General features: G+C 70.1%; 29 protein-coding genes. 14 read left to right on the top strand and 15 right to left on the bottom strand.

Going from position 1 to position 23,263, the window contains the following annotated elements; genetic code table 11:
* Positions 1-12 precede the first annotated feature (12 nt).
* Positions 13-423: a hypothetical protein gene (locus ACIPYT_RS03930; protein WP_401070835.1), complete on the top strand. Its 411-nt coding sequence runs from the start codon at positions 13-15 to the stop codon at positions 421-423.
* A gap of 119 nt (positions 424-542) precedes the next feature.
* Here the strand turns inward: ACIPYT_RS03930 and ACIPYT_RS03925 are convergent, their stop codons facing one another.
* Entirely contained in the window at positions 543-1,007 is a 465-nt protein-coding gene (locus ACIPYT_RS03925) for an Lrp/AsnC family transcriptional regulator (protein ID WP_401070833.1), read from the bottom strand.
* A gap of 112 nt (positions 1,008-1,119) precedes the next feature.
* Here ACIPYT_RS03925 and ACIPYT_RS03920 point away from each other — a divergent pair, with 112 nt between their 5' ends.
* Positions 1,120-2,379, top strand: coding sequence for a trans-sulfuration enzyme family protein (locus tag ACIPYT_RS03920; protein ID WP_401070831.1), 1,260 nt, complete (start codon positions 1,120-1,122; stop codon positions 2,377-2,379).
* On the opposite strand, the gene ACIPYT_RS03915 is transcribed toward ACIPYT_RS03920, so the two are convergent.
* Positions 2,313-2,789 (bottom strand): acyl-CoA thioesterase, encoded by a 477-nt coding sequence (locus tag ACIPYT_RS03915; RefSeq protein WP_401070829.1) that lies wholly within the window; start codon positions 2,787-2,789, stop codon positions 2,313-2,315. The genes ACIPYT_RS03920 and ACIPYT_RS03915 overlap by 67 nt on opposite strands.
* Positions 2,790-3,014: 225 nt before the next feature.
* On the opposite strand from ACIPYT_RS03915, the gene ACIPYT_RS03910 reads away from it, so the two are divergent.
* Together ACIPYT_RS03910 and ACIPYT_RS03905 are read left to right on the top strand one after the other, a co-directional pair.
* Positions 3,015-3,629, top strand: a complete 615-nt coding sequence (locus ACIPYT_RS03910) for a ClpP family protease (RefSeq protein ID WP_401070827.1) — start codon at positions 3,015-3,017, stop codon at positions 3,627-3,629.
* Positions 3,626-4,219: a ClpP family protease gene (locus ACIPYT_RS03905; RefSeq protein WP_401070825.1), complete on the top strand. Its 594-nt coding sequence runs from the start codon at positions 3,626-3,628 to the stop codon at positions 4,217-4,219. The genes ACIPYT_RS03910 and ACIPYT_RS03905 overlap by 4 nt, the downstream gene beginning before the upstream one ends.
* Positions 4,220-4,372: 153 nt before the next feature.
* Here ACIPYT_RS03905 and ACIPYT_RS03900 read toward each other — a convergent pair whose 3' ends face one another.
* The 4 genes from ACIPYT_RS03900 to ACIPYT_RS03885 form a co-directional block, all read right to left on the bottom strand.
* Positions 4,373-4,717 carry a helix-turn-helix domain-containing protein gene (locus ACIPYT_RS03900; RefSeq protein WP_401070823.1) on the bottom strand — a complete coding sequence of 115 codons (345 nt, stop codon included), beginning with the start codon at positions 4,715-4,717 and terminating at the stop codon, positions 4,373-4,375.
* Between the two features lie 512 nt (positions 4,718-5,229).
* Positions 5,230-5,688, bottom strand: coding sequence for a MarR family winged helix-turn-helix transcriptional regulator (locus tag ACIPYT_RS03895; RefSeq protein WP_401070821.1), 459 nt, complete (start codon positions 5,686-5,688; stop codon positions 5,230-5,232).
* Complete coding sequence (gene ribA, locus ACIPYT_RS03890; RefSeq protein WP_401070819.1) at positions 5,688-6,347, bottom strand: GTP cyclohydrolase II; 660 nt, start codon at positions 6,345-6,347, stop codon at positions 5,688-5,690. The genes ACIPYT_RS03895 and ribA overlap by 1 nt, the downstream gene beginning before the upstream one ends.
* Before the next feature lie 27 nt (positions 6,348-6,374).
* Positions 6,375-7,280 carry a DMT family transporter gene (locus ACIPYT_RS03885; protein WP_401070817.1) on the bottom strand — a complete coding sequence of 302 codons (906 nt, stop codon included), beginning with the start codon at positions 7,278-7,280 and terminating at the stop codon, positions 6,375-6,377.
* A gap of 111 nt (positions 7,281-7,391) precedes the next feature.
* Here ACIPYT_RS03885 and ACIPYT_RS03880 point away from each other — a divergent pair, with 111 nt between their 5' ends.
* Positions 7,392-8,225, top strand: a complete 834-nt coding sequence (locus tag ACIPYT_RS03880; RefSeq protein WP_401070815.1) for a sulfurtransferase — start codon at positions 7,392-7,394, stop codon at positions 8,223-8,225.
* A 15-nt stretch (positions 8,226-8,240) separates the two neighbouring features.
* Here ACIPYT_RS03880 and ACIPYT_RS03875 read toward each other — a convergent pair whose 3' ends face one another.
* On the bottom strand, positions 8,241-9,149 hold the full coding sequence (locus ACIPYT_RS03875; protein WP_401070814.1) for a hypothetical protein: 909 nt from the start codon (positions 9,147-9,149) through the stop codon (positions 8,241-8,243).
* Between the two features lie 327 nt (positions 9,150-9,476).
* Between ACIPYT_RS03875 and ACIPYT_RS03870 the strand changes: the two genes are divergently transcribed.
* The 3 genes from ACIPYT_RS03870 to ACIPYT_RS03860 are packed head-to-tail and all read left to right on the top strand — an operon-like array spanning position 9,477 to position 11,944.
* On the top strand, positions 9,477-10,109 hold the full coding sequence (locus ACIPYT_RS03870) for an acyl-CoA synthetase (RefSeq protein WP_401070812.1): 633 nt from the start codon (positions 9,477-9,479) through the stop codon (positions 10,107-10,109).
* Entirely contained in the window at positions 10,106-10,459 is a 354-nt protein-coding gene (locus ACIPYT_RS03865; protein ID WP_401070810.1) for a hypothetical protein, read from the top strand. The genes ACIPYT_RS03870 and ACIPYT_RS03865 overlap by 4 nt, the downstream gene beginning before the upstream one ends.
* Before the next feature lie 51 nt (positions 10,460-10,510).
* Positions 10,511-11,944, top strand: a complete 1,434-nt coding sequence (locus ACIPYT_RS03860) for an MFS transporter (protein WP_401070808.1) — start codon at positions 10,511-10,513, stop codon at positions 11,942-11,944.
* 3 nt (positions 11,945-11,947) lie between these two features.
* Here the strand turns inward: ACIPYT_RS03860 and purB are convergent, their stop codons facing one another.
* Positions 11,948-13,330 carry an adenylosuccinate lyase gene (gene purB / locus ACIPYT_RS03855; RefSeq protein ID WP_401074734.1) on the bottom strand — a complete coding sequence of 461 codons (1,383 nt, stop codon included), beginning with the start codon at positions 13,328-13,330 and terminating at the stop codon, positions 11,948-11,950.
* Positions 13,327-13,866 carry a low molecular weight protein-tyrosine-phosphatase gene (locus tag ACIPYT_RS03850; RefSeq protein WP_401070806.1) on the bottom strand — a complete coding sequence of 180 codons (540 nt, stop codon included), beginning with the start codon at positions 13,864-13,866 and terminating at the stop codon, positions 13,327-13,329. Before ACIPYT_RS03850 ends, purB begins: the two co-directional genes overlap by 4 nt.
* Positions 13,867-14,022: 156 nt before the next feature.
* Between ACIPYT_RS03850 and ACIPYT_RS03845 the strand changes: the two genes are divergently transcribed.
* Both ACIPYT_RS03845 and ACIPYT_RS03840 read left to right on the top strand, forming a co-directional pair.
* Positions 14,023-14,286 carry a hypothetical protein gene (locus ACIPYT_RS03845; RefSeq protein WP_401070804.1) on the top strand — a complete coding sequence of 88 codons (264 nt, stop codon included), beginning with the start codon at positions 14,023-14,025 and terminating at the stop codon, positions 14,284-14,286.
* On the top strand, positions 14,283-15,569 hold the full coding sequence (locus ACIPYT_RS03840) for a hypothetical protein (protein ID WP_401070802.1): 1,287 nt from the start codon (positions 14,283-14,285) through the stop codon (positions 15,567-15,569). The genes ACIPYT_RS03845 and ACIPYT_RS03840 overlap by 4 nt, the downstream gene beginning before the upstream one ends.
* Before the next feature lie 12 nt (positions 15,570-15,581).
* On the opposite strand, the gene ACIPYT_RS03835 is transcribed toward ACIPYT_RS03840, so the two are convergent.
* From ACIPYT_RS03835 to ACIPYT_RS03825, 3 genes are all read right to left on the bottom strand, one after another.
* Complete coding sequence (locus ACIPYT_RS03835; protein ID WP_401070800.1) at positions 15,582-15,986, bottom strand: phage holin family protein; 405 nt, start codon at positions 15,984-15,986, stop codon at positions 15,582-15,584.
* 67 nt (positions 15,987-16,053) lie between these two features.
* Entirely contained in the window at positions 16,054-16,416 is a 363-nt protein-coding gene (locus ACIPYT_RS03830; RefSeq protein ID WP_401070798.1) for a type II toxin-antitoxin system death-on-curing family toxin, read from the bottom strand.
* A gap of 3 nt (positions 16,417-16,419) precedes the next feature.
* Positions 16,420-16,626 carry a ribbon-helix-helix protein, CopG family gene (locus tag ACIPYT_RS03825; RefSeq protein WP_401070797.1) on the bottom strand — a complete coding sequence of 69 codons (207 nt, stop codon included), beginning with the start codon at positions 16,624-16,626 and terminating at the stop codon, positions 16,420-16,422.
* A 79-nt stretch (positions 16,627-16,705) separates the two neighbouring features.
* On the opposite strand from ACIPYT_RS03825, the gene ACIPYT_RS03820 reads away from it, so the two are divergent.
* The 4 genes from ACIPYT_RS03820 to ACIPYT_RS03805 all read left to right on the top strand — a co-directional run bounded on the left by ACIPYT_RS03820 (position 16,706) and on the right by ACIPYT_RS03805 (position 21,447).
* Positions 16,706-17,773 (top strand): histidinol-phosphate transaminase, encoded by a 1,068-nt coding sequence (locus ACIPYT_RS03820; protein ID WP_401070795.1) that lies wholly within the window; start codon positions 16,706-16,708, stop codon positions 17,771-17,773.
* A gap of 107 nt (positions 17,774-17,880) precedes the next feature.
* Positions 17,881-19,005 carry a thiamine pyrophosphate-dependent dehydrogenase E1 component subunit alpha gene (locus ACIPYT_RS03815; RefSeq protein WP_401070793.1) on the top strand — a complete coding sequence of 375 codons (1,125 nt, stop codon included), beginning with the start codon at positions 17,881-17,883 and terminating at the stop codon, positions 19,003-19,005.
* A 1-nt stretch (position 19,006) separates the two neighbouring features.
* Positions 19,007-19,987, top strand: coding sequence for an alpha-ketoacid dehydrogenase subunit beta (locus ACIPYT_RS03810; RefSeq protein WP_401070791.1), 981 nt, complete (start codon positions 19,007-19,009; stop codon positions 19,985-19,987).
* Between the two features lie 122 nt (positions 19,988-20,109).
* A complete protein-coding gene (locus ACIPYT_RS03805) occupies positions 20,110-21,447 on the top strand; it encodes a dihydrolipoamide acetyltransferase family protein (RefSeq protein ID WP_401070789.1) in 1,338 nt (445 codons plus the stop codon).
* 8 nt (positions 21,448-21,455) lie between these two features.
* On the opposite strand, the gene ACIPYT_RS03800 is transcribed toward ACIPYT_RS03805, so the two are convergent.
* Genes ACIPYT_RS03800 through ACIPYT_RS03790 form a run of 3 tightly spaced genes read right to left on the bottom strand, consistent with a single transcriptional unit; the run spans position 21,456 to position 23,262 of the window.
* The gene (locus ACIPYT_RS03800) at positions 21,456-21,770 is read right to left on the bottom strand and encodes a carboxymuconolactone decarboxylase family protein (RefSeq protein ID WP_401070788.1); all 315 of its coding nucleotides are present in this window, start codon (positions 21,768-21,770) and stop codon (positions 21,456-21,458) included.
* On the bottom strand, positions 21,767-22,177 hold the full coding sequence (locus ACIPYT_RS03795; RefSeq protein ID WP_401070786.1) for a cupin domain-containing protein: 411 nt from the start codon (positions 22,175-22,177) through the stop codon (positions 21,767-21,769). The genes ACIPYT_RS03800 and ACIPYT_RS03795 overlap by 4 nt, the downstream gene beginning before the upstream one ends.
* 59 nt (positions 22,178-22,236) lie before the next feature.
* Positions 22,237-23,262, bottom strand: coding sequence for a zinc-dependent alcohol dehydrogenase family protein (locus ACIPYT_RS03790; RefSeq protein ID WP_401070784.1), 1,026 nt, complete (start codon positions 23,260-23,262; stop codon positions 22,237-22,239).
* Between the last annotated feature and the right edge of the window lies 1 nt (position 23,263).

The raw sequence follows: 23,263 nt of genomic DNA, 5'->3' as shown, positions 1-23,263 counted from the left end.
GGGGGTCGAATGATGACATCATCGAGAGTCGCGAGCGAACTGGCATCGGTTCTGGTGCCGCTCGGCATCGTGGGAGCCGTCCTGGCGGGGTTGTGCGCCGTGGCCGCGGCGATCGCGATCATGCGGGGAGCCGGAGGACTGGCCGGAGGGGCTGTGGGCCTCTGGATCCCCGCCGCCGTGCTGAGCCTGACCGCGTCGTTCTCGAGCCAGTGGACACCGGCGTTCGTGTCGGTGGCGATGCTGGTCGGGATGCTGGTGATCGGCACCGTGGTCCGCGGAATCGTGAACGCGGGGGAGCCGGCTCGTGCGGCCGCCCGTGAGCGCAAGGCTGCGGAGACCGTGGCCACGCCGGCCATCACGACCGCCGTGCCGACCGCGACGGCGTCGCCCGCCACCGGCAGCATCCCGGCGCTCGCGCGCTGAGGCGGGCTGCGGTCCACCGCCCGCGGTCGCACGATCTGCAGGAGATCGCACGATTCGCAGGGGCGGATGCCGTATCGGCTCCTTCGGATCGCGAGATCTCCTGCGATCCGATCGACTCCTCAGCCGAGGAGGCCGCGCCCGTCGCGCAGTTCGAACACCAGCTGCGTCTCGGTGGCGCGCACGACGGGATGGATCGTGATGTGCTCGAGCACGATGTCGCGCAGCGCCGTGGCGTCGGGCACGGCCACGTGCACGAGGAAGTCGTCGACCCCGGCGACATGGAAAACCTGCAGTACGCGAGGGATGCCGGCGAGAGCGTCGAACAGCGCGGTCACCGTGGGGCCGGTGTGGTTCGCGAGCCGCACCTTGATGATCGCCTGCAGCGGCAGCCCCAGGGCGGCGCCGTCGAGCCGGACGCGGGTGTCGCGGATCACTCCGCGATCGCGCAGTGCGCGCACGCGGTGGGCGCAGGTCGACTCCGCGAGGCCGAGCCGGTGGGCGAGCGCCTTGTTCGTGACGGTCGCGTCGCGCGTCAGGGCAGAGAGGATCTCGAGGTCGAGCTCATCGAGTTGCGCTTTCGTCAACGAAAACACCTCCGCAGGTCGGGATTTCACTCAGAATAGCGAGATCGTCGTGGATCACGGCTGATTCTGTCGAAGTCGAGCGCTTCAGCCGCGTTCTCGGCAACCTGGAGGGATGACTGCAGCGCTGCATCCCGACACCCTGGCCGTACACGGCGGCCGCGCCGACCTCGAGGCTCTCGGCGTGCACGCGCTGCCGATCGACCTGTCGACGACGAACCCGTTGCCCGACATCGAGCGCGGGGGCGACTCCTATGAGGCGATGGCGACCGGCGGCCGTCCACCCGTCGACGGCAGCATGGTCTACGCGCGGCTGTGGAACCCGACGGTCGCCCGCTTCGAGGAGGCGCTCGCCGCACTCGAGCACGCCGAGGCCGCGGTGGCGTTCTCGTCGGGCATGGCGGCGATGACGGCCGTGATCCTCGCGCACGGCACTGCGGCAGGGAAGCGTCACGTCGTGGCGGTGCGTCCGCTGTACGGCGGCACCGACCACCTGCTCGGTTCGGGTCTGCTCGGGGTCGAGACCACATACTGCGCGGCGCACGAGGTCGCCTCCGCCCTCCGTGCCGACACAGGGCTGATCGTCGTCGAAACGCCGGCGAATCCCACGCTCGAGATCGCCGACATCGCGGCGATCGTCGCTCAGGCGGGCGACGTGCCGGTCGTGGTCGACAACACGTTCGCTACGCCGGTGCTGCAGAATCCCATCGATCTCGGCGCCGCGATGTCGCTGCACAGTGCGACGAAGTACCTCGGCGGACACGGTGACGTGATCGCCGGTGTGGTGGCCTGCGACGAGCGCACGGCCGAGGCGTTGCGGCGGGTGCGGGCGGTGACCGGAGGGCTCCTGCACCCGCTCGGCGCCTATCTGCTGCACCGCGGGCTCACGACGCTGCCGGTGCGGATGCGCGCTCAGCAGGAGTCCGCGCGCCGGATCGTGCAGTGGCTCATCGATCGTCCCGAGGTGGCCGAGGTCTTCTACCCCGGCCTCGACGGAGACCCCGAGGGGATCCTCGAACGGCAGATGCGCGGCACCGGCGCGATGATCGCGCTGCGGATGCGGGTCGGCTATGCCGCAGCATCCGCCGTCACCTCTGCGACCACGCTGTTCACGCACGCGGTGTCGCTCGGCGGCGTGGACTCGCTCATCCAGCATCCCGCCGCCCTCACCCACCGCCCCGTGCCGGCCGAGGCGCGACCGGGTGCCGACGTGCTGCGGCTCTCGATCGGCCTCGAGCACGTCGACGACCTCATCGCCGACCTCGCCGGAGCGTTCGGGGCGCTCGCGCCGGGCGTGCCGTCGGAGCGTCAGAGCTTCGGCAGCGCGACCGTCCCGGTGACGAGTCGCTCGGTGGGCATGCGGTCGCGGTTGTAGGTGATGTCGCGGTAGCCGTGCGGTGTCGGGCGGCCGTCCTCGCCGAGGCTCACGAACACGATGCGCTCGATCGTGAGGATGCGCTTGCGCGTGATCATGTTGCGCGCCACCGCTCGCATCGTGAGCGAGGTGACGCCGAAATGCGTGGCCTGAAGGCCCAGCTCGACCAGGTCGCCCTGCACCGCCGAGGCCTCGAACGTGATCTCGGAGATGTGCTTCGTGACGGCGCGGTAGTTGCCGAGCTGCACGATCGCGTAGATCGCCGCCTCCTCGTCGATCCATTTCAGAAGGCTGCCGCCGAACAGTGAGCCGTTCGCATTGAGGTCCTCGGGGCGCACCCACTTGCGCGTGCGGAAGTTGATGCCGTCCTCCGACCACTGCCATTCGGGTGCCTGCTGCTGCGTCGTCATGCGGTCGAGGCTACGTCCGGCGTGAGTCGGCGATGTTACGTGCGCGAGACGCGGGACGTCACGCGATCCGCAGGCGTTCGCACGATCCGAAGGCCAGGATGCAGCGATCGGTCCTGCAGATCCTGAGATCTCCTGCAGTGCACCCGGCCGCATGCTCTGCCCAGGGCGGATCCGCCGCCGGCGGATTCGCGAGCATCCGGCTCCCGCACGACGGATGCTGGGGCCATGAGGGAAGGCACTCCCATCCCGCAGTTCGGACCCGAGGCCCGCCGCGCGCTGTTCCACGAGCGGGTGCTCGTGCTCGACGGCGCCCTCGACGACGACAACGGCACGCTGCTCATGACGCAGCTGCTGACGCTGTCGGCCGAGGACCCGACCACCGACATCTCCCTCTGGATCCACTCGCCGGGCGGCTCCGTACCGTCCATGCTCGCCATCCGCGATCTGATGACGCTCGTGCCGAACGACGTGTCGACCGTGGCGCTCGGTCTCGCGTGCAGCGCCGGGCAGTTCCTCCTCTCCGCCGGGGCGAAGGGCAAGCGCCGGGCCCTGCCGCACGCGCGCATCCTCATGCACCAGGGATCCGCGGGCATCGGCGGGTCCGCTGTCGAGATCGAGACGCAGGCCGACGATCTGCGGCACATGCGAGACACCGTGCTGGGCCTGATCGCCCACGACACCGGACAGCCGATCGAGCGCATCTTCGAGGACTCGCTGCACGACCGCTGGTACACCGCCGAAGCGGCGCGGGAGTACGGCTTCATCGACGGCATCCTCGACTCCATGGTCGACCTCATGCCCAGGCGACGGTCGCGCGTCGGATTGGGGGCGGGGTCGTGAGCGGCTACACGATCCCCAACGTCATCGCGCAGCATCCGCGGGGCGAGCGGGTCATGGACGTGTACTCGCACCTGCTCGCCGAGCGCGTGATCTACCTCGGCACCGGCATCGACGCCGGGGTCGCGAACGCGCTGATCGCGCAGTTGCTGCACCTCGACGCCGACGCCCCCGAGTCACCCGTGCAGCTCTACGTCAACAGCGAGGGCGGCGACCCCGGTGCGGCGCTCGCGATCTACGACACGATGCAGCACGTGCGGCCCGTCATCGCGACGACGTGCGTGGGGCAGGCGATCGGCCCGGCCGCTCTGCTGGTCGCCGCGGGCGCGGTGGGCCAGCGATCGGCGCTGACCCACGCGCGGATCGTGCTGCACCAGCCGGCCGGCCAGTCGCGCGGGGCGATCCCCGACCTGATCCTCGCGGCCGACGAGGTCGTGCGGGTGCGCTCCGACCTCGAGTCGATCCTGGCGCGGCACACCGGCCGGTCGGTCGAGGAACTGCGCGCCGACACCGACCGGGATCGCGTGTTCACGGCATCCGCCGCCCTCGAATACGGACTCGTCGACACCGTGCTGGGGGAGCGCACGGTGTGAGGTCCGGCCTCCGTCGGTGCGCGCGCGGCGCGGCGCGGCGCGGCGCGGCGTGTGCCGTCTGCAGGACCACGGCACGGATGCAGGACGAATCCGGCCGACCGGTCCTGCAGACGTGCCCGTCTCGACCAGAAGGGGAGGCTCGGATGCGGCCGCTCAGGCGGCGAGGGCGAACGCGCCGCGACCGGCGGACACTGCGGCGGATGCCGGAGTCGCGGCCGACCGCAGTTGATCGGCGACCGCGCTCGTGAGCTCGATCAGCGACGTGTCGAGGGCTCCGGCGATCGCGGCGATCATCTCGCTCGACGGCTCTTTCAGGCCGCGCTCGACCTCGGAGAGGTACTGCGGGGAGACCCCGGCGCTCGCCGCGGTCTCGGTGAGCGTCTCTTCGCGGTCGTGGCGTCGTCGTCGGAGCTGGTCTCCGAGCAGATGGCGCCAGAGCGGCTCCGGGTCGGTCGGGCGGGGGCGTGCGCTGCGGGGGAACGGGACGAGGTCGGCCATGCCTCACGGTACGACGTGACCGCGGGACACGGCGAGTGCTTCTGCTGTGAGCGGAAGCGCTCGTTCACAATCTCTTCGTCGTCACGTGAACGCGCGCCTGTTACCTTCCGAGGGCCGACCCAGTCGGTTCCCGGGGCGGTCTCCATGACCGTCGTCGGGAAGCGTGGGCGCCGTCCCCTCAGCGGCGGTGAATCGCAGTTCGTCGTCGGGTACCCACGCGCACGGAGGGGCGGACAGGATCCCCGCCCCTCCGTGTTCACTTCTCGCCGATCGTGAGGTGAACACGCTCTTGCTACTTTCGTGCGGGTCGACAGATCGAGCCATGCTCCCGGTCGCCGAACATGCGCGGCGCCGGGTTGCGCACGTCCCCTCCTCCCAGGGCGGGTGGCCATGACGGGCACCTGACACGACGTGCGCGAGCGGGGACGGAGCCTTGCCCTCCGTCCCCGCTCCTCCAAGGGATGGGCCGCGTCGTCAGAGCGCAGCCGCGTCGTCAGAGCGCAGCGGTGATGTCAGAGCGCAGCGGTGATATCGGGGAGCAGCCGTGACAGCAGGCCGCCGAGCTGCGCGCGCTCCTCGGGGCTGAGCTTGTCGAGCACGAGTTCACGGATCTGTGCGACGTGCACCGGCGCCGCCGATCGCAGCAGCTCGCGGCCTTTCGCGGTCAGCACCGCGCTCTGGGTGCGCTTGTCGCCTCCGCAGGAGGTGCGGGTCACCCACCCGCGCTCCTCCAGCACGTCGAGGGCATGGCTCAGGCGCGAGCGACTGAGCCCGGCGATGTGCGCGAGCTCGCTCATCGTCTGCGCCTCGGCGTCCTCGCGCGCGAGCGAGACGAGGATCGCGTAGTACGCGTGCTTGAGTCCCGTCTCCGCCTTCAAGGCGCGGTCGAGCACCTGGGGCAGCAGCTGGACGAACCGGATGGTCGGCAGCCACGTCGCCATCTCCTCGTCGGTCAGCCGCCGCTCGCTCATCACGCCGCCGAGAGGTCGATCGTGTGGGCCGTGTGATCGCGCTTGGCTTCGAGATACCGGTGGTTGGCGCTGGAGACGTGCACTCCGGTGCGCACCTGCTCCTCGACGCGGATGCCGAGGGCCTCGAGCTGCGCGGCCTTGTCGGGATTGTTGCTCAGGAGCCGGATGCCGTCGGCGCCGATGGCCCGCAGCATCTGCGCCGCGACCGTGTAGTCCCGTTCGTCCTCACCGCGCCCCAGGGCGAGATTCGCCTCGTACGTGTCGAGTCCGGCATCCTGCAGTGCATAGGCGTCGAGCTTCGCGTACAGGCCGATGCCCCGCCCCTCCTGACGGAGGTAGAGGAGGAAGCCGCCCTCGTCGGCGATCCGCTCGACGGCCTCGCGCAGCTGCGGCCCGCAGTCGCAGCGCTCCGAGCCGAACACGTCTCCGGTCAGGCACTCGCTGTGGGGCCTGACGAGGGGCGCTGGGCCTCCGCTCGTCGCACGTTCGAGCGCGGCGCGCCAGTCGCCGAGGCCGAGCAGGAGGTGCTCCCGCCCGTCGACGAGTCCGTCGAACGTCACGACGTCGGCCGTGGTGGTGTAGCCGTCGGCGAAGCGCATCGGCACGCGCACCCGAGTCCTCTCGGTGGCCACCGGCACGACGGTTGAAGTTTCAATCATGTGGGGTGCAACGCGGCATCCGGGGTTCTATTCCCCGCTCGTCGGCGACTTCTCCCGCGAGCGGCGCACGAGCTTGAGCTCGCTGGCGAGGATGCCGAGCACGACGAGTGCTCCGCCGATGAGAGCCGTGACGGGAAGGCGCTCGCCGGCGATGCGTCCGATCGCCGCCGCCCAGACCGGCTCGCCCGCGTAGATGATCGTCGCCCGTGTGGGCGACACCGACTTCTGCGCCCAGTTCATCGTGAGCTGGATCAGGCAGCTCGACACTCCCAGACCCACGGCGCAGCCGACCCACACCCAGGAGAACTCCGGGAAGCCCTCGCCGACCACCGGCATCGTGAGCAGACCGAGGATGCCGGCCGTCAGGAGCTGCACGACCGTGATGCGTCCCAGGTCGATGCGCCCGGCGAACACGCTGATGAGGATGATCTCGGCTGCGATCGGAAGGGTGCTGATCATCGTGACGATCTCTCCCGTGCCCAGCGTGAAGGACAACGCGTCGGGCCCCGCGATGAGCAGCAGCCCGAGGAAGGCCAGGCCGGCGCCCGCGAAGGCCATGGCGGGAGGCCGACGCCGGAACACGGCCCACTGGGCGAGCGGCACCAGGGGTACGTACATCGCCGTGATGAAGGCTGAGGTGCTCGAGTCGATCGTCTGCAGACCCACGGTCTGCAGACCGTAGCCGAGATGGATCATCACGCCGATCGCGACGCCCGTGCCGATGTCGCGCCAGCGGATGCCGCGCAGAGCCCTGCGGAAGATCACCACGCTGATGGCGCCCGCGAGGAGGAAGCGCAGCCCGACGAAGAACCACGGGCCGGAGTACTGCATGGCCCAGTGCACGAGGAGGAACGTGCTGCCCCAGACCGCGGTGATCGCGATGAGGGCGGTCTCCTGCGGACGGAGGCGCATCCAGCGGAATCGAGTGGGCATGTGGTCCCTTCTCGACACGGCCGGATCGAGCCTAGCGCCGTGGTCGCATCGACCATGACCGCGTGCGTCCGCACCGGCCCGACCTCGTGCGACAGCGGATAGCCTCGCAGCATGACCAACTTCGTGACCGTCGCCGAGCTCCACGACCTGCTGTCATCGGGTGCGCCCGTCCGTGTGATCGACGTGCGCTGGCGGCTCGACCGCCCTGACGGCCGACCCGACTACCTCACCGGTCACGTGCCCGGAGCCGTGTTCGTGCCGCTCGACACCGAGCTCTCGACCCCCGGCGACGCCTCGGACGGCCGCCACCCGTTGCCCTCGACCGCGAGGCTGCAGGCCTCGGCACGCCGGTGGGGGCTACGCCAGGGCGACACTCTCGTGGCCTATGACGACGCGAAGGGCGTCGCGGCCGCCAGGGCTTGGTGGCTGCTGCGTCAGGGCGGGGTCGACGTGCGAATCCTCGAGGGCGGCATCCGCGCGTGGCGCGATGCGGGGTTGAACGTGGCGACGGATGACGTCGAGCCCGATGAGGGCGACGTCGTGCTCGAGGAGATCGGCGCCGACGCCCTCACGATCGACGAGGCGGCCGCGTTCCCGGCATCCGGTGTCCTGCTCGATGTGCGAGCGGCTGAGCGGTACCGAGGCGATGTCGAGCCGCTCGACCCGCAGGCCGGGCACATCCCCGGAGCCGTCAACCTCCCGACCGTTCTGCACTTCGACGACGCCGGGCGCATCCTCGACCATGACGCGGTGCGTGCGAACTTCGCGCGGGCCGGAGTGACCGGGGAGACGCCGGTCGCCGCGTACTGCGGATCGGGGGTGACGGCGGCGCACACCGCGCTCGTGCTCGATGAGATCGGCATTCCGTCGAAGGTGTTCGCGGGCTCGTGGAGTCAGTGGTCGAACACGCCGGGGCGTCCGGTGGCGGTCGGCGATCAGCCCTGACGACGGGGCGCCGCTTCAGCGGCCGTCGGCGTAGCTCCAGCCGATGCCGAGCGCGCCGGGGCCGAAGGCGCGTCGCACCTGATGCACCGAGGTGCGACCGCCGAGGTCGATCTCCGTCGTCACGACGCCCGAGGGGGTGTCGACGCGCTCCTCGATCCGATCCGGCAGGGCGTCGGGGTGGAACCGCGTCCACACCAGCAGCTCCCGACATTTCATCGCGACGGCGTGGCCGGAGTCCCGCTGCGGCGGATATCCGGGCGGGAAGTCGACGGACCACTCGACGATCGCGGTGTCGGGGGCGGTGAGGGGAGTGTCGAGCTCGAACAGGACCCCGTGCACCTCGCCGCTGGGATGCGAGTACCTCGTCGCGATGCGTCCGCCCGAGATCGCGCTGATGATGGGCGCCGGGGTGTTCTCGCCCGGCGTCAGCTCGAGGAACGGGATCGCCCGCACCGTGCCGACCGTCGACTGGATGATGCTGCGGGTCGCGCAGTGCGAGACGTTGCCGTGCTCGTCGACGTCGGTGATGGAGTGGGTGGTCAGTTCGCGCGAGGTGTCGGGGTACTCGGCGCCCATCGCCTCGAACGCATCCATCACGGCGCGTTCGAGTTCGAGCTCGTCGATCGGGAACAGATTCGGTCCGACGGGCCCGGTGCGGTTGGTGGATCCGAGAAGGCCCGAGAGCGCACCCGGGCGCAGATCGAGCAGCACCTCGATGTCGGAGACCGCGGTCAGTGACTGCACGCCCTCGGGTCGGCGGCGGCCCGAGCGCCAATAGCTGAGCGTCGTCATCGAGACGCCGTTGCCCCGGGCGCGAAGCAGTTCGTGGAGGCGGGAGAGCGACAGCCCGCGGGCGTTGATGGCGTCGCGGAAGACATCTGAGAAGGCATCCGATGCCGTTCTACGACTTTTTTCCAAACTCATCACACGTCCCCCTCCGGTATGTGAACAACCGGCCCCTACAGTGAGCATACGACCACACCGGCATCGCGTAGGGGACGGGGTGCTATTTCTGGGGTCGACAGAGTCGTTCGATACAGGCAGGGTGCCCGACCTTGTACTCGAACGTCTCGACGCAGTGTCGCCCCCGTCGCTGCGTGTTCTCGTGGGGCCTGACGATCGATCTGGGGAGATCCGTCAGGCCCCACGAACACGTCCGGTGTCGATCGTCGCCGGCCTGCGGCTGCGCGTTCGAGCATCCCGCGCCCCCGCGTAGACTGGGGGGAACACCCCGGAGGACTCTGGATCGTCATGTCTGCCCCTGCCCGCGCGTTCACCGCGCGCCACGTCCAACTGATGCGCGCGCTCTTCGCCGCCGCCGCAGCCGTGATGATCACGTTCTCTCCCGACCACTCCGCCGCTGTGGGCCTCTCCGTGTTCAGCGGGTTCGCCATCGCGACGTCCCTCGTGCTCTTCCTCGCCGTCTGGCTCGTGTTCCCCGCCGGTGAGCGCTGGTCGTGGGTGGTCCTCGCGATCCTCGGCGCCGCCGCAGGCATGACCGCCGGATTCCCGGAATTCCGCACCGAGGACCTCTTCTTCATCGTGGTGATCGCCTGGGCCGCGACGACCGGCCTCGTCGAGCTCATCGTCGGGCTCCGCGCACGCCGCACGGGCGGTGCGGAGGCCCGCGACGCCATCACGGTCGGCGCCTTCGGTCTGCTCCTCGCGCTCCTGCTGATCGCGATCCCCGCAGGGTTCGTGCAGCCGTACGCCATCCAGGGCGCGGGCGAGTTCGAGCTCACCGGCATCATCCTCGGCGTCGGCATGTTCGGCGGTTACGCGGCCATCGTCGCGGTGTTCCTCGGGATCGCCGGGCTCTCGCCGCAGCGCCGCGAGGCCGCCGCCCCGGCATCCGCTCCCGTCGAGCAGGGAGGCGACCGATGAGCGACGACAAGCCCACCCGGCGCGACATCCTTCGCCCGCTGCATCTGCTCGGCATCGCCCTCGGCTGCGGCGTGTTCGCGGCGATCGTCACGCTCGTGTCGACCGGCGCCTTCACCGCCCGCGTGAACTCGGCGATCGCGAACGGCACATACGACGGGCTCACGCCCATCGCGCTGGGCCTCGTCGTCGGCGGCGGCGCGTTCATCGTGACGCTCCTGTTCCTCGCGATGCTCATCCTCGTAGTCGACCCCGCCGACGTCACCAAGACCGTCGACCGGCCGGTGCTCTACGACCCCGAGCCCGCAGACGACGCCGACTCCGAGACCCCCGGCACCTCCGCCTCGTCCTGATCCCGGCGGATCGGCCGGAATAGCCCGAGCACCGATCGGCTTGTCCTCAGAGTGACAGCATCCGTCGACCGCGCCTCCATCGGACTCCGATCCGAGCGCGGACCGGTGCTCGGCGCGCTCATGCTGTCGACCGGATTGATCGCGATCGACGCCACCATCCTCGCGACCGCAGTGCCCAGCATCGTGCGCGATCTCGGCAGCTACCAGCAGTTCCCGTGGCTGTTCTCGGTGTACCTGCTCGCGCAGGCCGTCAGTGTGCCCATCTACTCACGGTTCGCCGACACTGTCGGGCGCAAACCCATCATCCTGCTCGGCATCGGACTGTTCCTGCTCGGATCCGTGCTGTCGGGGTTCGCGTGGAGCATGACCGCTCTCATCGTCTTCCGTGTCGTCCAGGGCCTCGGCGCCGGTGCCGTCGCCCCCATGTCGATGACCATCGTCGGCGACATCTACTCGGTCGCCGAACGCGCCAAGGTGCAGGGCTACATCGCCTCGGTCTGGGCGATCTCATCGGTCGTCGGTCCGGCACTCGGCGGCATCTTCGCCCAGCTCGACGCCTGGCGCTGGATCTTCTGGGTCAACATCCCGCTGTGTCTCATCGCGGCATGGATGCTGCTGCGCAGGTACCACGAGAAGGTCGAACCGCAACGGCATCGGATCGACTACCTGGGCGCGGCGCTGCTCACGGTCGGGCTGACGGGACTCATCCTCGGGATGCTGGAGGGCGGCAACGCCTGGGACTGGATCTCCCTCCCCAGCGCCGTGTGCTTCGGCGTGGGCGTCGCGGCGCTCGTCGTGTTCGCGGTCGTGGAGCGCCGCGCCGCCGAGCCGATCGTCGATCTGCGGCTCGCCGCACGTCCGCTCATCCTCACGACCACCATCGTGTCGCTCGGCATCGGCGCACTGCTCACGGGTGTCACGAGCTTCGCTCCCGCCTACCTCGAGGGGTCGATCGGCATCGCCCCGCTGCTGTCGGGTCTCGCGGTGGCGGCGCTCACGCTCGGATGGCCGCTCGCCGCCGCGAACGCCGGGCGTCTGTACCTGCGCATCGGCTTCCGCCGCACGGCGCTCACCGGACTCGTGATCGCGACGGTCGCGGCGATCGCCCTCGCGGCGGTGTCTCCGTGGCCGAACCCGATCGTGGTCGCCGCGGTGGCCTTCGTGCTCGGATTCGGCCTCGGGTGGAGTGCCGCGCCGACGCTGATCGCCGCTCAGGCCGCGGTCGGCTGGGGCGAGCGCGGCGCGGTGACCGGCATGAACGCGTTCGCGCGGTCGGCGGGAAGCGCGCTCGGCGTCGCCGTATTCGGGGCGATCTCGAACGCCGTGATCGCCCGCGGTGCGGGGCCTGGCGACCCCGCGACCATCGTCGACGCCTCGTTCTGGGTCTTCGTCGCCGCGGCGATCGTGGCCGGGCTCACGCTGCTCGCGGCGGCGTTCATGCCGCGCGACTCCGGCGCCGCGCGCTCCGGGGCGACCGGGGCCTGACCGCTACTTCGCCAGCTGTTCGGCGATGCCCGTGTACGTGGCGGGGGTGAGGGCGAGGAGGCGCTGCTTGGCGGCATCCCCGATCTCGAGTCCCTCGACGAAGGCGGCGAGGTCGGCCGCGCCCACTCGGTGTCCGCGGGTCAGCTCCTTGAGCAGCGCGTACGGGTCCCGGATGGTGGAGCGGCCGGCGACGACCTCGGCGCGGATGACGGTCTGGATCGCCTCGGCGAGCACCTCCCAGTTCACGTCGAGGTCGGCGAGCAGCACGTCGCGGCGCAGCGAGATCGCGTTCAGGCCGCGGCGCAGGTTGTCGAGCGCGAGCAGCGAGTGCCCGAACGCGACGCCGATGTTGCGCTGCGTGGTCGAGTCGGTGAGGTCGCGCTGCAGGCGGCTCGTGACGAGCGTCTGGCCGAGCGAGGCGAGCAGGGCGCCCGAGATCTCGAGGTTCGCCTCGGCGTTCTCGAAGCGGATCGGGTTGATCTTGTGCGGCATGGTCGACGACCCGGTCGCGCCGGCGACGGGGATCTGCGCGAAGTAGCCGAGCGAGATGTACGTCCAGATGTCGGTCGCGAGGTTGTGCAGGATGCCGCCGGCGTGACGCACGCGGTCGTACAGCTCGACCTGCCAGTCGTGCGACTCGATCTGCGTCGTCAGGAGGTTGAATCCCAGCCCCAGCCCCTCGATGTACTCGCGGGCGATGGTCGGCCAGTCGGCGTCGGGGTCGGCCGAGAGATGCGCCGACCAGGTGCCGGTGGCTCCCGAGAACTTGGCGAGGTAGTCGTTCGCGGCGATCTGGCCACGCACGCGCTCGAGACGCCATGCGAAGACCGCGAGCTCCTTGCCCATGGTCGACGGCGTCGCGGGCTGTCCGTGCGTGCGTGACAGCATGGCCGCGTCGGCGTGCTCGGCGGCGAGCTCGCGCAGCTTCGCGATCACGGTGTCGAGGGCCGGGAGCCAGACCTCCTCGACCGCGCGCTTGACGGTGAGCGCGTAGGAGGCGGAGTTGATGTCCTCGCTCGTGCAGGCGAAGTGCGTGAGCTCGGCGATGCGGTCGAGGCCCAGCGAGGACAGGCGGTCACGGACCAGGTACTCGATGGCCTTCACGTCGTGCTGCGTGACGGCCTCCTTCTCGGCGAGCCAGTCGATCTCGGCCTGGCCGAAGTCGCGGTAGAGGGCACGGAGGCTCTGCTTCTCGGCATCCGAGAGCGGGGTCGTCTCGAACAGCGAGCGGTCGGTGAGGGCGATCAGCCACTCGACCTCGACCTCGACCCGCGCCCGGTTGAGTCCGGCCTCCGAGAGGAAGTCGGCGAGACCGGTGACGGCGCTACGGTAGCGACCGTCGAGGGGGCTCAGGGGCTGCGGCGGGAGCGAGGGCGTGAAAGTCAGGGGAGTCCTCCTGATCGGGCCCCGATCCCTCGGGGCGAGCGGGGCTGGCGAAGAGCCGGCTCGAGCTGGCGGAACAGCCCGCGGGTCGCCGCCTCAATCATACCGAGCACCGAATCGAACATCTCGGCTCCGGCGTAGTACGGGTCGGGCACGTCGAGGGAGGGCGCGGCGGGGTCGAAGGCGAGCAGCAGGGCGACCTTGCCCTCCTCGTCTTCGTCGCGTGCCCACTCGCGCAGGTTGCGCTCGTGCGTGCGGTCCAGCGCGACGACGAGGTCGTTGTCGCTGAACGACGCGAACGTGAACTGCTTGGCGCGGTGCTGCGATCCGTCGTAGCCGCGACGCGTGAGGGCGTCGATCGTGCGATGGTCCGCGCGCTCGCCGAGGTGCCAGTCGCCCGTGCCGGCGCTGCGCGAGACGATGCGCGCACCGAGTCCCTGCCGCTCGGCGAGATCGCGGAAGACGACCTCCGCCATCGGAGAGCGGCAGATGTTCCCCGTGCACACGAAGATCACGCGGAAGGGATCCGGGGATGTCACTCGACCATTCTGCCCGTCGAGGGCCGTTCGCGCGACGCCGGGCGACCCGGGCGACTCGCACTGCACAATCGGCGATCGCACGCGGGCGTGCACGATGTGCGGCTCGGACGCTGCCGAGCGCGCCATCGGGACGCCTGATCCGAGGATGCTGTCGCCATGCTGCTCCTCTCTCCGATCGCCGAGCCCCTGTCCTCTCCGCCCGCGTGGGCCGTGCTGCATGCGCTCGCGCTGCTCCGCGCCGCCGGTGCCGAACTCGACGACGCGGCGCCGGTGCTCATCGCTGTGCGCGCCGATTCGCAGTGGCGCTCGGATGGCGTCGAGGCCCTGCAGGAGACGATCCAGGAGCTGCTCTCTCGCACGCGGGCCGCGAGCGCGGGGCTCGCCGACCGGGTGAGCGAGCTGCAGAGGGTCCCCGCGTGAGCGGCCTCGGCATCGACCACGGCGGTGCGATCTCGGTCGATCCCGACGACCTCCGGCGCATCGGCGCCCGTCTGGAGGCGGTCGCGATGAACTACCAGCGGGCGAGCACCGTGATCGAGCGGGCGTACGAGCACGTGGTCGACACGCCGGGGCTCAGCGCGCACCTCGATCTGGTCGGGCTCTGGTCGCTCGGCGAGCGCGTTCGCGCGCTGCACGACGAGTGCCGGGGTGCGGTCGACGGCACTCTGCTCATGGCCGATGTGTTCGAGTACGTGGAGCTGAAGGTGGAGTCGCTCATGAGTGGACAGGGCGAGGCGGGGCGCGACGCCCGCGAGGCGATGCGGCGGCTGGAAGACGCGGACGGGCGTATCCCGGGCCTGGCCGAGGGGCTGGTCGCGCAGTGGCGGGCGGAACGCTTCGAAGGACTGGGCACGCAGTGGCCCCTGTGGGGTCTCGTCGGTCCGGCGTTCCTCCCGCTCGCGCTCATCGGCGGCGGTGCGGGTCTCGGTGTGGTGCCCCGGGGCGCGGTGCTGCACGGCGCCGCCGAGCCGGTCGTCGTCGCACCCGTGAGGTCGTCCGCCCCGGGCTCGGCGCCGGCCGGACTCGCCGGGGCCCTGCAACGGATCCCCGGGCAGCGCGGTGCGCAGGTCGCGGTGGAGAAGTACTCGTTCGCGGGCGGGGCCACGTCGTACGTGGTCTACATCAAGGGCACGCAGACGTTCATGCCGCAGGACTACGGCGGACGCGACCCCTGGGACATGAAGTCGAACGCGGAGCTCTACTCGGGGCGGATGTCGGCGTCGTACGCCTCGACGGTCGCCGCCCTCGAGGCGGCCGGCGCACGGCCCGGTGATCAGGTGCAGATCGTGGCCCATTCGCAGGGCGGTGCGATCGCGACCCGTCTCGCGATGCAGGGCGGCTATGAGGTGCCGCTCGTCGTCACCGCCGGGAGTCCGGTCGATCCGACGCTGGGCGAGGGCCAGACGCTCGTGACCCTGGGGCACTCGGATGACGGCGTGCGGGCGCTGTCGGGCGGGGGTTCGCCCGGCGGCACCGGGTCTTCCGACAGCATCGCGATCACGCGGGAGTATGACCCGGGATTCACGTGGAACGACGCGGGCGATCCCCATCACCTCACCTCGTACGTGGACCTCGCCGAGGAGGCCGAAGCCTCGGGCGATCCGCGCATCAAGGAACTCGACACCGTCTGGGAGCACCTCGACGAGGCCGAGGTGATCGAGCGGACAGAGTTCCGCGCCGAGCGCGTCGAGCGCTCCGACTAGAGGGAGGGAGGGTCAGTCGCGGCGTGAGCGCTTGTTCTGCGGACGCAGGATGAAGCCGAAGATGCCGTTGATGATCGAGATGATCAGCGCGGCGACGACGCCCCACCAGAAGTGGCCGACGCTGAGACCCCAGCCGAAGCCGCTCGTGATCCACGCCGTGAGCCACAGCAGGAACCCGTTGATCACGAATCCGATCAGACCGAAGGTGATGATGTACAGCGGGAACGCGACGATCTTCACGATCGTGCCGATGATCGTGTTCACGAGGGCGAAGATCGCGGCCACCGCGAGAAGCGTCAGCACGAGCTGCAGGGTCTCGGCGGGCGGGAACGCCGTGATCGTGACCTGCAGTACGGGGATCAGCGTGACCACCCAGAGGGCGAACGCGTTGACGATGACTCGGATGATGAAACGCATGGTCAGGCCAGTCTCGCACGCGCGTGCGGGGATGTGCAGGAGTGTGGCGGGCGGACCGGTCAGGCTGTCAACGGATGTGTGCGGCGATGATCGCCGCGGTCTGCTCCAGATCGATCCGGCTCTGCGCGACGTCGAGCACGAAGTCGAACGCTTCATCGTTCGTGAAGGTCAGTTCGAATCCGTTCAGGCGGATGAAGATGAAGGTCAGAATCAGGGAGATCCGCTTGTTCCCGTCGAACAGGGAGTGATTCTGAGCCAGCGAGCTGATGAGCGCTGCGGCTTTGCCTTCGAAGGTCGGGTACGCATCGACCCCGAACATCCCGGCGGACGGCCGTGCCAGGGCGGAGAAGAGCAGACCTTCGTCGCGGACGTGCAGGCCGAGCTTCGCGATGACGGCGAGAGCCTGTTCCGGCTCGATGTACTCCGTCACCGCTCAGGCGTCTTCGAGGCGCGTGAGCGTGTCCGCGTAGCGCACCGTGATCTCGTCGGCGAGCGAGAGCACCCGCTCGGTCTTCGATTCGGTCTGCGCGAAGCGAGCAGCGGCCTCGATGATCACCGCGTGCTTGGACGTATGGCGGGCGCGGGCGATCTCCTCGAGCTGTGCGTCGAGTTCCGCCGGAAGCCGCAGATTCATAGCCATACCAGAATGGTACTACCGCCGGGGTGCGCCCGCCAGGGCATCCTGGCTGAGAGTGCGCGGCTGATCCTAGAGTGGACGTGTGACCGACCCGATCCTGCCCCGCATCCGTCCTGCCATCGCCTCGCTCCCGCCCTACCGTCAGGGCAAGCAGGCGGGACCCGAGGCGTTCAAGCTGTCGAGCAACGAGAACCCGTTCGAGCCGCTGCCCTCGGTCGTCGAGGCGCTGCAGCGCATCACGCCGATCAACCGGTACCCCGACGCGACGGCACTGCGGCTGCGCGAGCGGCTCGGCGAGCGCTACGGCGTGGCGGCCGACGAGGTGCACGTCGCCGCGGGCAGCGTGTCGATCCTGCACCAGCTGATCCTCGCGACCGCATCGGTCGGCGACGAGGTCGTCTACGCGTGGCGTTCCTTCGAGGCGTACCCCAGCCTGCCGCTCGTCGCGGGCGCGACCGGCGTCCCGGTGCCGCTCACGGGCGAGTCCCGTCACGACCTCGACGCGATGGCGGATGCCGTGACCGAGCGCACGCGCGCGGTCATCCTCTGCACCCCCAACAACCCGACGGGCCCGATCATCACCTCCGCCGAGTTCGAGGCGTTCATCGAGCGGGTCCCCTCCGACGTCCTCGTAATCCTCGACGAGGCCTACGCCGAGTTCGTCACCGCTCCCGACGCGGTCGACGGTCTCGCCGAGCGCGTGTTCGAGGCGCACCCGAACGTCGTCATCCTGCGCACGTTCTCCAAGGCGTACGGGCTCGCGGGTCTCCGCGTCGGCTACGCGATCGGTCACGAGAAGGTGCTCGACGCGGCGCGGACCACCGGCATCCCGCTGTCGGTCACCTCGGCGGCCGAGAACGCCGCGATCGCCAGCCTCGACGCCGAAGCAGAGCTGCTCGAACGCGTCGCGGTGATCGTCGAGCGGCGCACACGCCTGATCGCGGGCCTCCGCGCGCAGGGGTGGAACGTGCCCGACTCGCAGGCCAACTTCGTCTGGCTGCCCACGGGAGAGCAGACCGAGGCCGCGGCGTCGGCGTTCGTCGAGAACGACCTGGTGGTACGTCCGTTCCCGGGCGACGGCATCCGCATCTCGGTGGGCGAGGAGCAGTCGATCGACCGGGTGCTCGCGGTCGCCGCCACGCTGCGCTGACGGCATCTCGACTCGCGCTGACCGGCCTTTTCTCCGGATTCCCGGCAGATACGAGGACGTCCTAGGTATGCGTGACCTGGCATGCGGCCGCGGGTAGCGTGGAGCGCGTGAGTACCTCCGAGACCCCCCTCGTGCGTGTTCTGGATGCCGACGGGCGCTTCGCGCCCAGCGCGTCTGCCGAGCAGTATCTGCCCCTGATCGAAGCGATCAGCGACGCGGAGCTCGAGCAGTTCTACCGCGACATGGTGAGCATCCGTGCGATCGACACCCAGGCGACGAACCTCCAGCGACAGGGGCAGCTCGCGCTGTGGCCGCCGAGCCGTGGACAGGAGGCCGCGCAGGTCGGCTCGGCCCGGGCCGCCCGCGCGCAGGACACGATCTTCCCCTCGTACCGCGAGCACGTCGTCACCCGCATCCGCGGCGTCGACCCGCTCGACATCATCAAGCTCATGCGCGGCGTCTCGCACGGCGGCTGGGACCCGACGGATCCGAAGAACGGCAACACGCGTCTGTACACGCTCGTGCTCGGATCGCAGACCCTGCACGCCGCCGGCTACGCGATGGGCCTGAACTTCGACGGACGCAGCGGCACGGGCGACCCCGAGAAGGACGAGGCCGTGATCGTCTACTACGGCGACGGCGCCTCCAGCCAGGGAGACGTGCACGAGGCCATGGTCTTCGCGGCCAGCTACCAGGCCCCGACCGTGTTCTTCCTGCAGAACAACCACTGGGCGATCTCGGTCCCCGTCGAGACGCAGTCGCGAGTGCCGCTCGTCGAGCGCAGCGCCGGTTACGGCATCCCCAGCGTGCGCGTCGACGGCAACGACGTGCTCGCGAGCTACGCCGTCTCGCGCGTGGCCCTCGACGAGGCGCGCAGCGGACTCGGCCCGCGGGCGATCGAGGCCGTCACGTACCGGCTCGGCGCGCACACTACGAGCGACGACCCCACGAAGTATCGCGGCTCCGACGAGGAGGAGTCGTGGGCGCTGCGCGACCCGATCGTGCGGCTGCGGGCGTTCCTCGAGAACCGCGGCGCCTCGGGGCAGTTCTTCGCCGACGCGGATGCCGAGGCGGCCGACGCCGCCGAAGACCTCCGCGCTCGCACGGTCGAGCTCGGGCCGCCCAGCGCCGACAAGATGTTCGACTTCGTCTACAGCGACCCGCATCCGCTGATCGACGAGCAGAAGGCGTGGCGCGCCCGGTACGAGGCGTCGCTCGAGGGAGGGAACTGAGATGACTCTCGAGACGATGCCGTTCAGCAAGGCGCTCAACGCCGGGCTCCGCAAGGCCATGGAGGACGACGACAAGGTCCTGCTCATGGGCGAGGACATAGGCAAGCTCGGCGGCGTCTTCCGCGTGACCGAGCACCTGCAGCGCGACTTCGGCGACAAGCGCGTGCTCGACACCCCGCTCGCGGAGTCGGGCATCGTGGGCACGGCGATCGGCCTCGCGATGGCCGGGTTCCGTCCGGTGGTCGAGATCCAGTTCGACGGCTTCGTGTTCCCGGCGTTCGACCAGATCACGACGCAGCTCGCCAAGCTCACCAACCGGCACGAGGGCGCGCTCAGCCTGCCGATCGTGATCCGCATCCCGTACGGCGGACACATCGGCGCGGTCGAGCACCACCAGGAGAGCCCTGAGGCGTACTTCGCTCACACGCCCGGTCTGCGGGTCGTGTCGCCGTCGACGCCGAACGACGCGTACTGGATGATCCAGGAGGCGATCGCCTCGAACGACCCCGTGATCTTCATGGAGCCCAAGAGCCGCTACTGGCCCAAGGGCGAGGTCGAACTCGACGCCTCCGCCGCGCCGCTGCATGCCTCCCGCGTCGTGCGCACCGGATCGGATGTGACCCTCGTGGGCCACGGCGCCATGGTGACGACGCTGCTGCAGGCGGCCGCGCTCGCCGAGTCCGAGGGCACGAGCTGCGAGGTCGTCGACGTGCGCTCGCTGTCGCCGATCGACTACGAGCCGATCCTGAACTCGGTGCGCAAGACCGGACGCATGGTCTACGCGCAGGAGGCGCAGGGGCACACGAGCATCGGCAGCGAGGTCGCGGCCACGGTCATGGAGCGCGCCTTCTACGCGCTCGAAGCCCCGGTGCTGCGCGTCTCGGGGTACGACACCCCGTTCCCGCCCGCCAAGCTCGAGGGCGCCTACCTCCCGGATGCCGACCGCATCCTCGAGGCCGTCGACCGTTCCCTGGCCTACTGACACAGCCGTCTCATGTTCACAACTCCGGAGATCGCGGCGAGGCTGGCCCCACTCAGGGCCGGGAACGCCGGTGCGAGCGAGTTTCTCCGGAGTTGTGAACCCCGTGCACGAGAGGATCAAGCATGAGCACGCAGAACTTCACCCTCCCCGACGTCGGCGAGGGCCTGACCGAGGCCGAGATCGTGGCGTGGAAGGTCGCTCCCGGAGACACGGTCGCGATCAACGACGTGATCTGCGAGATCGAGACGGCCAAGTCGCTCGTCGAGCTGCCCTCTCCGCACGCCGGCGTCGTCGGCGAGCTCCTCGTCGCGGAGGGCGCGACGGTCGAGGTCGGCTCGCCGATCATCACCTTCGTGACGGATGCTCGTGACGACGCCGGCCCGGGAGTGATCGCGACCGCCGAGGCGCCGGCGCCCGAGGAGGGCGGCGGATCCGTGCTCGTCGGCTACGGCTCCGGTGGGGGAGCGACCTCGCGGCGCAAGCGCCCGGCCGAGCGGCCCGTGCGCTCCTCGGTGGGCGTGATCGCGAAGCCGCCGATCCGCAAGCTCGCCCGCGACCTCGGTGTCGACCTCACGACGGTGACGCCGACCGGTGCCGACGGCGAGGTCACGCGCGACGACGTCGTGAAGCACGCCGAACAGGCCAGCGTGTTCCGCAACATCCAGACCCCCGAGTGGGGCGATGTGCGCGAGGAGACCGTGCCGGCCCCGCAGTCGCAGTCCGCCGGTCTCGCGCGGGGGCTGGCCCCGGCATCCGATGACCGCATCGAGTCGATCCCGGTCAAGGGCGTGCGCAAGGCGACGTCGTCGGCCATGGTGCAGAGCGCGTACTCCGCGCCGCACGTCACGGTGTGGAAGGAGATCGACGCGAGCCGCACGATGGAGCTCGTCAAGCGGCTCAAGGCCTCGCCCGACTACGCCGACATCCGCGTCTCGCCGCTGCTCATCATGGCGCGCGCCGTGATCTGGGCCGCTCGTCGCACCCCGCTCGTGAATGCCGCGTGGGTCGACACCGAGAACGGCGCCGAGATCGCGGTGCGCCACTACGTGAACCTCGGCATCGCCGCGGCGACGCCGCGCGGTCTGCTCGTGCCGAACATCAAGGACGCTCAGGACCTCAGCATGAAGGACCTCGCCCGCGCCCTGAACCGCCTGACGCTCACGGCGCGCGAGGGCAAGACGCCGGTCGCCGACCAGCAGCACGGCACCATCACGATCACCAACATCGGGGTGTTCGGGATGGATGCCGGGACGCCGATCATCAACCCGGGGGAGTCGGGCATCGTGGCGATGGGAACCATCAGCCAGAAGCCGTGGGTCGTCGACGGCGAAGTGCGCCCTCGGTGGGTGACCACGGTGGCCGGGTCGTTCGATCATCGGGTGATCGACGGCGACGGCATGAGCCGCTTCATCGCGGATGTCGCGAGCGTGCTGGAGGAGCCCGCACTGCTCGTGGAGTGATGTGAGGGCTAGTCGACGAACACCTCGCGCGCAACTGAGACGGCGGCCATCGCGCGCGGCCACCCGGAGTAGAACGCGAGGTGCGTGATCGTCTCGATGAGCTCCTCCTCGGTGACGCCGTTGTCGCGGGCATAGCCGAGGTGGAACCGGAGCTGGTCTGTCGCGCCGAGCGTCACCAGTGCGGAGACCGTTGCGAGGCTCCGGTCGCGGCGGGAGAGCCCGGGGCGTGCCCACACCTCGTCGAACAGGACCTTGTCGGTGTAATGGGCGAGGGTGGGGGCGATGTCTCCGATCGCGCGCTCGCCGCCGGTCCAGCCGGTCATCGACCGACCACCCCCTCGTACTCCTCGTCCGTGATGTGCTCCTTCCACACGGTGGTCGTCGCGGGGTCGTCGCCGTTCTCGAGCATCGCGATGTGCTCCATGAACGTGCCGTCGGCGGAGGCATGCCAGTGATCCTGCCCGGGCGGGGTGTAGAGCGTCTCGCCGGGATGCACCTCGATGATCTGACCGTCGCGCGTGCCGAAGCGGGCCACGCCCTGCGTGACGCGCAGGTACTGGCCTCGGGCGTGGGAGTGCCATGCGGTGCGGGCGCCGGGTGCGAAGCGGACGATGGCGACCGTCATCCGCTGATCGTCCTCGTGCGGCGCGGCGACGCGGTCGACCCAGACGTCGCCGACGAACTGCTCCGGCGGGTTCTTGGCGGTCGGCACGGCGGGTTCGATGTTCATGCTTTCCTCCTCAAGGATGGTGCGGGGGCGACCGGAGCGCCGGCCGCCCCGCATCCGGCTCAGACGGTGAGCAGCACCTTGGTGGCGGTGCGCTGGTCCATGGCGGTGTAGCCCTCGGCGGCCTGCTCGAGCGGCAGCGTGAGGTCGAAGACCACGCCCGGGTCGATCTCGCGGTCCCAGATGAGCCGGATCAGCTCGGGGAGGAACCGCCGCACGGGCGCGGGGCCGCCGTGCAGGTGCACCCCGGAGAAGAACAGCTCGGTGCCGTCGAGTGCGACGTCGTGCGAGACGCCGACGAATCCGACGTGCCCGCCGGCCCGGGTCGCCCGGACGGCCTGCTGCATCGACTCCTGCGTGCCGACCGCTTCGATCACGGAGTGCGCGCCGAGCCCGTCGGTGAGCTCCTTGATGCGCGCCACGCCCTCGTCGCCGCGTTCCTCGACGATGTCGGTCGCACCGAAGCGTCGCGCCAACTCCTGCCGATCGGCGTGGCGCGACATCGCGATGATCCGTTCGGCGCCGAGCTGCTTCGCGGCCAGGATGCCGAGCAGACCGACCGCTCCGTCGCCGACGACGGCCACGGTCTTACCCGGTCCGACTTCGGCGGCGACGGCGGCGAACCAGCCGGTGCCGAGCACGTCGGAGGCCGCGAGCAGGGCCGGGATCAGGTCGGGTTCGGGCTGGCCGGGAGTGGCGACGAGCGTGCCGTCGGCGTTCGGGATGCGGGCGAGCTCGGCCTGCGTGCCCTCGGCCCCGATGGGCGTGCGGTGCACGCAGTGCGACTGGTAGCCGGCGCGGCAGATCTCGCACGTGTTGTCCGAGGTGAAGAAGCTCCCGACGACGAAGTCGCCGACCTTCACGGTCGTGACATCGGCGCCGATCTCGGCGACGACGCCGACGTACTCGTGGCCCATGGGCTGCGGGGCGCCGGAGAGATCCTCGGCCCCTCGATAGGGCCACAGGTCGGACCCGCAGATGCAGGTCGCCGCGAGACGGATGATGGCGTCGGTGGGTTCGAGGATGACGGGATCGTTCCGGTCCTCGACGCGCACATCGCCGGGTGCGTACAGCATGACTCCACGCATG

It is taken from the genome of Microbacterium sp. NPDC089695 (genome assembly GCF_044749085.1).
In the GTDB taxonomy this organism is placed as follows: Bacteria; Actinomycetota; Actinomycetes; order Actinomycetales; family Microbacteriaceae; genus Microbacterium.
The sequence above is the reverse complement of the archived record's forward strand: the minus strand, read 5'-3'. Positions and strand labels throughout refer to the sequence as shown.

Coding starts and splice junctions, on each gene's coding strand:
- ACIPYT_RS03930 (WP_401070835.1), top strand. CDS start 13: ATGACATCATCGAGAGTCGCGAGCGAACTGGCATCGGTTCTGGTGCCG.
- ACIPYT_RS03920 (WP_401070831.1), top strand. CDS start 1,120: ATGACTGCAGCGCTGCATCCCGACACCCTGGCCGTACACGGCGGCCGC.
- ACIPYT_RS03915 (WP_401070829.1), bottom strand. CDS start 2,789: ATGACGACGCAGCAGCAGGCACCCGAATGGCAGTGGTCGGAGGACGGC.
- ACIPYT_RS03910 (WP_401070827.1), top strand. CDS start 3,015: ATGAGGGAAGGCACTCCCATCCCGCAGTTCGGACCCGAGGCCCGCCGC.
- ACIPYT_RS03900 (WP_401070823.1), bottom strand. CDS start 4,717: ATGGCCGACCTCGTCCCGTTCCCCCGCAGCGCACGCCCCCGCCCGACC.
- ACIPYT_RS03895 (WP_401070821.1), bottom strand. CDS start 5,688: ATGAGCGAGCGGCGGCTGACCGACGAGGAGATGGCGACGTGGCTGCCG.
- ribA (WP_401070819.1), bottom strand. CDS start 6,347: ATGATTGAAACTTCAACCGTCGTGCCGGTGGCCACCGAGAGGACTCGG.
- ACIPYT_RS03885 (WP_401070817.1), bottom strand. CDS start 7,280: ATGCCCACTCGATTCCGCTGGATGCGCCTCCGTCCGCAGGAGACCGCC.
- ACIPYT_RS03880 (WP_401070815.1), top strand. CDS start 7,392: ATGACCAACTTCGTGACCGTCGCCGAGCTCCACGACCTGCTGTCATCG.
- ACIPYT_RS03875 (WP_401070814.1), bottom strand. CDS start 9,149: ATGAGTTTGGAAAAAAGTCGTAGAACGGCATCGGATGCCTTCTCAGAT.
- ACIPYT_RS03870 (WP_401070812.1), top strand. CDS start 9,477: ATGTCTGCCCCTGCCCGCGCGTTCACCGCGCGCCACGTCCAACTGATG.
- ACIPYT_RS03865 (WP_401070810.1), top strand. CDS start 10,106: ATGAGCGACGACAAGCCCACCCGGCGCGACATCCTTCGCCCGCTGCAT.
- ACIPYT_RS03845 (WP_401070804.1), top strand. CDS start 14,023: ATGCTGCTCCTCTCTCCGATCGCCGAGCCCCTGTCCTCTCCGCCCGCG.
- ACIPYT_RS03835 (WP_401070800.1), bottom strand. CDS start 15,986: ATGCGTTTCATCATCCGAGTCATCGTCAACGCGTTCGCCCTCTGGGTG.
- ACIPYT_RS03825 (WP_401070797.1), bottom strand. CDS start 16,626: ATGGCTATGAATCTGCGGCTTCCGGCGGAACTCGACGCACAGCTCGAG.
- ACIPYT_RS03810 (WP_401070791.1), top strand. CDS start 19,007: ATGACTCTCGAGACGATGCCGTTCAGCAAGGCGCTCAACGCCGGGCTC.
- ACIPYT_RS03805 (WP_401070789.1), top strand. CDS start 20,110: ATGAGCACGCAGAACTTCACCCTCCCCGACGTCGGCGAGGGCCTGACC.
- ACIPYT_RS03800 (WP_401070788.1), bottom strand. CDS start 21,770: ATGACCGGCTGGACCGGCGGCGAGCGCGCGATCGGAGACATCGCCCCC.
- ACIPYT_RS03795 (WP_401070786.1), bottom strand. CDS start 22,177: ATGAACATCGAACCCGCCGTGCCGACCGCCAAGAACCCGCCGGAGCAG.
- ACIPYT_RS03790 (WP_401070784.1), bottom strand. CDS start 23,262: ATGCGTGGAGTCATGCTGTACGCACCCGGCGATGTGCGCGTCGAGGAC.